The sequence below is a fragment of the Paenibacillus glycanilyticus genome (assembly GCF_051200795.1).
GTDB lineage: Bacteria > Bacillota > Bacilli > Paenibacillales > Paenibacillaceae > Pristimantibacillus > Pristimantibacillus glycanilyticus.
This window is the reverse complement of record NZ_CP195155.1, coordinates 1,271,135-1,280,000: the sequence shown is the minus strand read 5'-3', so window position 1 is coordinate 1,280,000 and position 8,866 is coordinate 1,271,135. Positions and strand designations below refer to the sequence as shown.

At 51.0% G+C, this 8,866-nt stretch carries 8 protein-coding genes (1 of these 8 only partly in view); all 8 read right to left on the bottom strand.

Features of this window, described 5'->3' with window-relative positions; genetic code table 11:
- Window positions 1-1,654, bottom strand: the 5' portion of a protein-coding gene (locus ACR9FF_RS05710; protein WP_435172039.1) for a glycosyl hydrolase family 18 protein. Its footprint begins 56 nt before the window's first position; only the first 1,654 of its 1,710 coding nucleotides appear in the window; its start codon is at window positions 1,652-1,654; its stop codon lies off the left edge, out of view.
- 227 nt (window positions 1,655-1,881) lie between these two features.
- Window positions 1,882-2,316: a peroxide-responsive transcriptional repressor PerR gene (gene perR, locus ACR9FF_RS05705; protein ID WP_116393737.1), complete on the bottom strand. Its 435-nt coding sequence runs from the start codon at window positions 2,314-2,316 to the stop codon at window positions 1,882-1,884.
- Window positions 2,317-2,391: 75 nt separating this feature from the next.
- The gene (locus ACR9FF_RS05700) at window positions 2,392-4,224 is read right to left on the bottom strand and encodes a DUF6677 family protein (RefSeq protein ID WP_435169626.1); all 1,833 of its coding nucleotides are present in this window, start codon (window positions 4,222-4,224) and stop codon (window positions 2,392-2,394) included.
- Window positions 4,206-4,847, bottom strand: a complete 642-nt coding sequence (locus ACR9FF_RS05695; RefSeq protein ID WP_373312825.1) for an MgtC/SapB family protein — start codon at window positions 4,845-4,847, stop codon at window positions 4,206-4,208. The genes ACR9FF_RS05700 and ACR9FF_RS05695 overlap by 19 nt, the downstream gene beginning before the upstream one ends.
- A 185-nt stretch (window positions 4,848-5,032) precedes the next feature.
- Complete coding sequence (gatB, locus tag ACR9FF_RS05690; RefSeq protein WP_116393734.1) at window positions 5,033-6,475, bottom strand: Asp-tRNA(Asn)/Glu-tRNA(Gln) amidotransferase subunit GatB; 1,443 nt, start codon at window positions 6,473-6,475, stop codon at window positions 5,033-5,035.
- A 14-nt stretch (window positions 6,476-6,489) separates the two neighbouring features.
- Window positions 6,490-7,950 carry an Asp-tRNA(Asn)/Glu-tRNA(Gln) amidotransferase subunit GatA gene (gene gatA, locus ACR9FF_RS05685; protein ID WP_201008390.1) on the bottom strand — a complete coding sequence of 487 codons (1,461 nt, stop codon included), beginning with the start codon at window positions 7,948-7,950 and terminating at the stop codon, window positions 6,490-6,492.
- A 32-nt stretch (window positions 7,951-7,982) separates the two neighbouring features.
- Complete coding sequence (gatC, locus tag ACR9FF_RS05680; protein WP_201008391.1) at window positions 7,983-8,270, bottom strand: Asp-tRNA(Asn)/Glu-tRNA(Gln) amidotransferase subunit GatC; 288 nt, start codon at window positions 8,268-8,270, stop codon at window positions 7,983-7,985.
- A gap of 151 nt (window positions 8,271-8,421) precedes the next feature.
- Window positions 8,422-8,802: an ATPase gene (locus ACR9FF_RS05675; RefSeq protein ID WP_127498643.1), complete on the bottom strand. Its 381-nt coding sequence runs from the start codon at window positions 8,800-8,802 to the stop codon at window positions 8,422-8,424.
- Window positions 8,803-8,866: the final 64 nt, after the last annotated feature.

Below are 8,866 nucleotides of genomic sequence, written 5' to 3'. Positions count from 1 at the left end.
AGGAACGGTTCCATGTGGCCACGCCGGCGAGACCAAGCTCACGCATTAGCTTCACACGGGATTGGATCGACAAAGCGTCCTCAATCCATATCCGGTTTAAAGCGCCATTCTCTTTATACTCCACGTAATTCTGTCCTGCAGCCACGTCGAGCTTGGGAGTAAGCTTCTTGCTTGCGATAATATCTTTAACCTTGTCCATCCCTACCGCTTTGGAAGTCACTTTCCCGTTTTGTTCCGTCCATATCCGGGTATAAAGCGGCATACTTAGAATGATTTTGTTCGCGGATACGCCGTCTTCTTCGATTATCCGTTTGACCGCGCTTGCCGTCCAGCCAAGCGATGCAACGGAACCCGCTTCCGGGCTGGAAGCCCAATGCTCGTCATAGGCCATTACCATCATATAATCGACGGTATGCCCAAGCGCCGAACGGTCAAGGAACAGGGACCATAACTCGCTGTTGGATTTCGGCGTGACGTCAATCGATACGACAAGTCCCTGTTCATGGAGAAGAGGGGTTAGCTCTCTTACAAATTGAACCAAATTCGCTTTATCGGATGTGCGTACGTTCTCGAAATCGATATTAATGCCTTGAAGATGATAGGTCTGCGCAAAAGCGAGCAGCTGACGGATCATTTTGAAGCGTGTATCGGCTTTCGCCAAAGCTTCCGTTGTTTGATCGGGCTCAAAGCCATTGCTGAATAAAGCCCAAACCTGCATGCCTTGATCATGCGCCCAACGTACGTAAGCCGGATCCGCCTTGCCTTTAATCGTTCCCTGTCCATCCTGCAGCTCAAACCAGGTTGGACTTACTACATTAACCCCTTTTAGCGTACCGATGGAATCCGGAGTCGGATTTTTATCGTATACGGCTTCCCAAGTGAGATTAATTTTGCTGCCGAGTACTTTCCATGGTATAAAAGCCTCTTCCTTGGCTGCTTGAGGAACCTTTTCTATGCTGGCCAGCTCTACATTGGACTTCTGCATATATCCCAGCTGTCCTTGCGGACCTTGCACGAATAACCATCCGTGTTCCTCACCCCAGATGCGGACCGTCTCGCCTTGCGGTACCTTTTCCGCGATAGGGGAATGGATGCTTGTCTTGGTCCGTATCGCGCTACCTTTGGATTTTAAAGCCTTTCCTTGCTGAATAGATTCCCCTGCCTGGAGTAAAATAACGATGCCGGAGTCGGCCTTGTATTCCGTCTTGAGGCCGTAAAGTTCTTCAAGCGGCGTAATCGGTATATAAACGGCATCATCCTTGGTCTGTGCCGCGATATGCAATTCGTATGGCTTTTGATTGAGCTCTGCCGTCAAAGCATCCGTCTTCAGCCTCAATACTTTATTGGTCGTTGTCAAAATGATGGAGCCGGTCTCCGCTTCATAATATACGGGCTCGTCCGGTCCAAGCGCCTTTTGCAAAGCGGATATCGGAAGCATGACTTCATCGTTTTGTATAAAAGCACCTTGATCCATGATTTCGCCTTGATAGGTTATCGGATGTTCCATCCCGTAGTCAGGAACCGCAATATGCTGATTCGGTATAAACTTCATGTAAATAAACCAAACGCCCATCGCTGCTGCGATAAATAACAGGAACAGCATCGTATACCATGCTCCCCCGCCTTTTCGGCGACGCGGCGCTCTGGTGTACATCGTCTCCAATTGCTCACTCTCCTAAAAAGAATTGTCACCCTAACGGCCTTATCAGGGCCACTTGTGATGATTCTTGCGTCGAACGCTTAAGCTTAAAGAATTGTCACCCAAATGGCCTAATAAGGGTCGTATGTGATGATTCTCGTCTGTAAAAAAAGACGTGCAAATCCGCGAATTACCGCATCTATGCACGCCTTATTTCATCTTAACTATAAACAACCTACCGTTTACGCTCTAGCCGTCTCGCTACAGCTGGAGCATACTCCGTAAATCTCCATACGGTGTCCCTCAACCATAAAACCGGTCTTATTGGAAGCAGCCCGCTCGACTTCAAGCAGCGGCGGGTATTCAAAATCTACGATCTGGCCGCAGCTTTTGCAAATCGCATGGTAATGGTCGGACAAATCCGCGTCAAAACGGCTGGAATCGTCACCGTAGGTTAATTCGCGAACTAGACCCGCTTCGACAAATAACCTCAAGTTATTATATATCGTAGCCACGCTCATACTCGGAAAATTCGGAGACAGCGACTTATAGATTTCATCGGCTGTCGGATGTGACATCGAGCCCATCAAATAACTCAATATGGCGTGACGTTGCGGGGTCATACGGACGCCATTCATCTTCAATTGCTCAATTGCTTCGGTAACGCTGGCTCCCATTCCCCTCACGCCTTTCTTTTACTAGATAGAACTATTGTACGTTCATTCAAAATGGTTTGTCAATGAAAGCGCTCATCAACCCGCCTCATTCATCTGTATGTAAATACTGTTAGTCGCATTCACTTGAATTCGGTAAGTACCCGCGCCTATAGTTCCTCGAACGGTTTTCTTGTTTACCGTAAGCGGCAGATCGGTCGTAATGCTTCCAAACGTTACCGAACCAAATACGGAATAGTCCCCTACCGCCGGAACAAGAAGCTTAATCTCTCCAACCGTGCTGTCCAAATCCCAATCCCCGCCCACTGTATGGCTAGTCAGCTCGATATTGCCGTTTAACGTAGATGCTTTCACCTCTCCGGATACTTCCTTCATGGCAATCTTGCCGTTTTTCGTGTCCGCTCCCACGCTCCCGGCAATACCGCTCAACGTCATGGCTCCATTCCAGGTTTCGGCAGTCAGATTGCCGGTTAGCGCATCAACGGTAATCGCACCGTTCTTCGTGGATAAATCGGCATCGCCCGTTACGGTCTGGAGTTTAACCCCTCCATTCAGGCCGTGAATCACCAGCGGCCCTTCAATCTGCTGGGCTTCAATATCGCCATTGTCGCTCTTCAGCTGGACTCCGCCGGGTGCATTCAATCCGCTTGCGGATACGGGACCGTTATTGACATCAACCGTTACCGCCATTTGGGGAACGGAATTCTTTTCCGCTTCGTCTAAGGGAGTCTCCGTTGCATTCGAATTCAAATTAGAGTTCGGATCCGTAGACGGAATGTCCGTGTTTACCTCCTGGGTGGTAACGGTTGTCTGCGGAACCGTAACAACGATATTAATGCGCGGTTTGCGGCTTCCGTTCGTACCGTATGGCTCGCCTTTCGCCGTTATCGCCATCGAATCGGCATCCGACACTCTTTCTACAGCCGAATTGTCTGCAATCTGTTGAGCTTCCTGCTCATCCGTGACGTCCACCCATACTTCGGTATCTATTACGAGGTGATCCGTGCCGCCGCCTCGGACCGTAACCTTCCCGTTCGGATTGGAGATTTTGAGCTTGGATATGGCGGCAGCGTCAAAAGGTACCGTATCCGTCTCTTTCACGAATTTAAAGCCCTTCTCTTCGCCGTAATCCGGCGTGCCGTTCAAATCAACATACTGGTCCAGCCAGCGGAAGGGAAGCTCGGCGTATTGGGTCACCGTAAAAGCAACAACGGATATAACAATAGCGATAATAGCTCCGGAAAAATCAAATCGCAGCTTTCTCGCCGCTTTCCGGTAAACGATGCTATAAATGATAATCTCGGCCCCGAGCAAAATAAATACGGCAGGCCACCACTTGCCCAATAAGGCTACGTCATTGCGGCCTTTCACCTGATCCCATAAGAGCAGGCCGCCAATTGCAATAATAAACACGGCGGCTGTGAACCGCCCCAATCGAAACATGGACTGATCTCCCTTCACTCGCGAAAACCATACAACAAGCGCCACCGCCATTAAAAACGGTCCTACCGCCATTTCCGCCAAGTCGTCCATCCACGGAATAAGCGCCGCGGGAGGGTCGGTCAAAATAAACAGCAGTACACCGGCAGCCATAATGAGCAGGCCGATTACCGGCGACAATTGATCCGTTGAACCATCCTTGGCATCAGCCCTGGTCTGCAGGGCATCAAACACGCTGATGAAATAATACACCGGCAGCGTAATTCCCAAATAGACGATAAAGAGCAGATGCCTTGCCGCGTTTGCATCTGCCAACCTGATAATAGCCGCTATATCAAGAACTAGACCGGCGGTCAGGAGCAGTCCTCTCTGATAACGCCCCGTATACAAATGCCCGGCTCCGGGGAGCACGAATGCGAGTAATAACGTAAGAAGTCTGCTCTTTGGCCGATCTAATCCGAGCTCACGCAATGCACGCCCTCCATCTGCTTGATTTGTTCCAGTAAAGCCAATAACGATTCATTCTTCGGCAATTGCACGGTCAAATGGAGCATAAACTGCTGCACGCCCTGCTCATGCTTCGCGCTTTCCTCCAGCATGACCTTGCGGATCGTAATCTGCTTCTCGGTCAACAGAGCGTTAAGCGTAAGGACAATGGTGGATTGCTCATCCGCCTGAAGGACTAATTTATGCTCCCGCTTCGTGCTGATGTATCTTTTCTCCAGTTTGTTGAAAGCCCAAAGAATAAGCAGAACCAGAACCGTTGTGGTTACCGCGGCAAAATAAAATCCTGCGCCTACCGCAAGCCCTATCGCCGAGACCACCCACAAGGAAGCCGCCGTCGTCAGCCCCGTAATGGACTTGCCCGTAAACAAAATCGTGCCTGCCCCGAGGAACCCGACGCCGGTTATAACAGCCGCCGCCAAACGGGCCGGATCGACCCGGACATTCGTCTCGTTAACAAAAGAAGAAAAACCATATATCGATAAGAGCATTAGCAAACAAGAACCGATACATACCAAAATATTCGTGCGCAGCCCTGCCGCATGATTCGACTGTTCGCGCTCGAGGCCGATCAGTCCGCCGAGGAGCATGGCGAGAAGCAGCCTTAACCCGAGATGAAACTCATTAATGTACCATGGATTCGCGAGATCATGACCCAAGTGCAGCACAACCTTTCATCATGATAATTGTACCATATTAGTATGCATAAGGACCTGCATTACATGAAAAGACGCCGCCCATCGCTTAGGATGAGCGGCGTCAAATAAATCGGCAATTAGGCTTTCAGACGTTCAAGCAGAAGCTTATTCACAAGAGCCGGATTCGCTTTGCCTTTCGTCTCTTTCATAATTTGGCCGACCAGGAATCCGATCGCTTTATCTTTGCCTGCTTTAAAGTCTTCTACCGATTGCGGATTCGCCTGAATGATCTGATCCACTACGGCCACAAGCGCGCCTTCGTCACTGATTTGGACGAGGCCTTGCTCTTCAACGATCTGCTGCGGCAGTTTGCCGGATTCCAGCATCGCCTTGAAGACCGTCTTGGCGATCTTGCTGCTGATGGTGCCCTTCTCGAGCAAACCAATCATCTCTCCAAGACCTTGGCCGGTAATCTTCACTTCGGAAAGCTCTAGGCTGTTCGCGTTCAGATAGCCGAGAAGATCACCCATGATCCAGTTGGATACCGCTTTAGCATCCTTTGTATAGTTCAGGCTTTCCTCAAAGAAGTCTGCAAGCTTCTTCGAAGAAGTAATGACTTCCGCATCATAGGAAGGCAAGCCATATTCGGTTGTGTAACGCGCCTTGCGCGCATCCGGCAGCTCCGGAATCGAAGCGCGGACCCGGTCTTTCCATTCCTGACTGATGTTCAGGCGAACCAGGTCAGGGTCCGGGAAGTAACGGTAATCATGCGATTCTTCCTTGCCGCGCATCGAAAAGGTTTTGCCCAGCGTATCATCAAAGCGGCGCGTCTCCTGCACAACGAGGCCGCCTTCATTCAAAATCTCCGCCTGGCGGATTTGTTCGTATTCGAGACCGCGCTGAACGCCGCGGAACGAGTTCATGTTCTTCAGCTCGGCACGCGTACCGAACTTCTCTTGCCCGTATGGACGAAGGCTGATGTTAGCGTCGCAGCGGAGGCTGCCCTCTTCCATCTTCACGTCCGATACTTCGCAGTACAACATAATCGCTTTCAGCTTCTCAAGGTAAGCCTTCGCTTCTTCCGGCGTGCGGATGTCCGGCTCGGATACGATCTCGACAAGCGGCGTACCGACGCGGTTAAAGTCAACAAGGGAAGCATATCCGCCGTCAACGTGGGTCAGCTTGCCGGCGTCTTCCTCCAGATGGAGGCGGGTAATGCCGATCCGCTTGGTCTCGCCGTTTACTTCGATATCAATCCAGCCGTTCTGGCCGATTGGCTGATCGAACTGCGAGATCTGATACGCTTTTGGCGAATCCGGATAGAAATAGTTTTTACGGTCGAACTTGCTAATGTCGGCGATTTCGCAATTAAGCGCCATTGCCGCTTTCATCGCGTATTCGACAGCTTGCTTGTTCAAGACGGGCAGAACGCCCGGGTGCCCGAGACATACCGGGCATGTATGAGTATTAGCCGGAGCTCCAAAGGCCGTAGAGCAGCCGCAGAAAATTTTACTGTTGGTATGCAGCTCCACGTGTACTTCGAGACCAACTACCGTTTCGTATTGAGTCGCTTCAGACATCGTTATTTCTCCCTTCACCCTAGCTGCGGCCGTAATTTATGGAATTCGGTTTGCTGCTCAAACGCATGAGCCGCACGCAGCACGGTCGATTCATCAAATGCCTTGCCGATGATTTGCAGGCCGATAGGCATGCCGTCCGCCGTTCCGCACGGAACGCTGATTGCCGGAATGCCCGCAAGGCTTACCGGAATCGTGCAAATATCGTTCAGGTACATCGTCAGCGGATCGCCAACCTGCTCGCCAATCTTGAACGCCGTTGTCGGAGCCGTAGGGCCGATGATGATATCGTATTGGTTGAAGACATTATCGAAGTCCTGCTTGATCAGCGTGCGGACCTTTTGCGCCTTCAGGTAGTACGCATCGTAATATCCGGAGCTAAGCGCGTAAGTGCCGAGCATGATCCGGCGTTTGACTTCCGGACCGAAGCCTTGGCTGCGCGATTTGCGGTACAGATCGATCAGGTTCTCCGGGTTGTCCGCGCGAACGCCGTAACGAACGCCGTCAAAACGCGCCAGGTTGGACGATGCTTCCGAGGAAGCGAGCAGATAGTAAGTCGCAATCGCGTATTCGGTATGCGGCAGCGATACTTCCTCCCACGTTGCGCCCATGCTTTCGAAGGTTTTGAGAGCCTGCATAACGGCTTCCTTCACCTTCGGGTCAATGCCCTCGCCCAGGTACTCTCTAGGCACGCCAATGCGAAGACCCTTCACATCGCCGGTAAGAGCGCTGGTGTAGTCCGGGATATCAACGTTAGCAGATGTCGAATCCTTCTCGTCGTAACCCGCGATCGATTGCAGCACGTAAGCGGAATCTTCAACATTTTTCGTGAGCGGACCGATCTGATCCAATGAAGAAGCAAACGCTACAAGACCAAAGCGGGATACCAAGCCGTATGTCGGCTTAAGGCCAACAATGCCGCAGTACGCAGCCGGCTGGCGGATGGAACCGCCCGTATCGGAGCCAAGGGAGAAGTAGACTTGTCCCGCGGCAACCGAAGCCGCGGAGCCGCCGCTTGAACCGCCCGGAACGTATTCCGGATTCCATGGGTTGCGAGTCGGATAGTAGCTGGAGTTCTCGTTCGATCCGCCCATCGCGAACTCGTCCATGTTCAGCTTGCCGATCGTAACCGACTGAGCGGATTTCAGCTTGGATACCGTTGTTGCATCGTAAATCGGATTATAGTTGCTCAGGAATTGGCTTGCGCATGTCGTAAGCAGCCCTTCCGTTACGATGTTATCCTTCACGCCGGCCGGCAGTCCGAACAGAAGACCGCGTTCGCCGCCCTCCAGAAGCTGCTTGTCCAGGCTATCCGCCTGGCGGCGGGCATTCTCTTCATTTAATGTTAGGAAAGCCTTAATCGTTTCGTCTGTCTCCGCAATCCGGCGGTAAGAAGCGTCCACCAAATCGGAAACCGTCAATTCTTTGTTATTAAGCTTGCTATGTACATCCTGTAGGCGTAAATCAAACAGTGACAACAGCAGTTCCTCCCTTCAAGTACCTTAAAGTTCTATTCCAATACAGCCGGCACTTTAATCTGGCCGTCTTCTTCGTCCGGTGCGTTAAGCAGCACTTTTTCAATCGGAAGCGATTCGCGGGTAATATCTTCCCGCATCACGTTCGTAATCGGCAGCACGTGGCTGGTCGGCTCTACATTGTCCGTATCCAGGCTGTCCAGCTTTTCCGCATATTTCAGGATCGCATTCAGCTGTTCCGTAAATTGTTCTTTCTCTTCATTCGAGAGCTCCAGCCGCGCCAAATTCGCAACATGCTCTACGTCTTTAATCGTAATGCTCATGGATGCTTCGTCCTCCCTTTCAAGCCTTCTACTCATTCCTCCTATTATAGCTTATAATCGCCATTTCACAAAGTGGTCCAGGCAGGCAAAATGAAACGGAGCCTCTCCCGTTAAGGGATAAGCTCCGCTTGGATGATTGCGATGATTGCCGTTATATCCACGCCTTCAGATTAACCTGGCGAATAAAGTCTTCCGTTGTCTGGCTCTCGCCGCCCGTATTGTCCTTCTCCTCGGGCTTTTCTTCGCCTTTTACAATCCGGTTGAAAAGCTCTTCGTTATACGTGGCCAGCGCGTAATCAATCAACGCCTCCCGCTCGATCCGGTCAACCTCTTCCTGCAGCAGCACTTCCTCCAGTTCAATATCCTCGTCTGGAACAAGGAAATTGCGGTTAGCCGCAGGCACTCTTACCACATAATCGAACACATTGTCCGGATTGCGGTCGTAAGCGATTATATAACCATACTCCCCAATAGGGAGATTTTGCTCGAATTGGTCAGCGATAATAACAACTTTTGCCCCTAAACTCAGCATTGTGTTCACTCCTGTCTATCAGCCGCTGTCTATCTCTATTATCCTACTAAAAAATAATAGCGGT

Excerpts from the sequence above, each read along its gene's own strand:
- perR (WP_116393737.1), bottom strand. The coding sequence starts at position 2,316 with ATGGGAGCCAGCGTTACCGAAGCAATTGAGCAATTGAAGATGAATGGC.
- ACR9FF_RS05675 (WP_127498643.1), bottom strand. The coding sequence starts at position 8,802 with ATGCTGAGTTTAGGGGCAAAAGTTGTTATTATCGCTGACCAATTCGAG.
- gatB (WP_116393734.1), bottom strand. The coding sequence starts at position 6,475 with ATGTCTGAAGCGACTCAATACGAAACGGTAGTTGGTCTCGAAGTACAC.
- ACR9FF_RS05695 (WP_373312825.1), bottom strand. The coding sequence starts at position 4,847 with ATGCTCCTCGGCGGACTGATCGGCCTCGAGCGCGAACAGTCGAATCAT.
- gatC (WP_201008391.1), bottom strand. The coding sequence starts at position 8,270 with ATGAGCATTACGATTAAAGACGTAGAGCATGTTGCGAATTTGGCGCGG.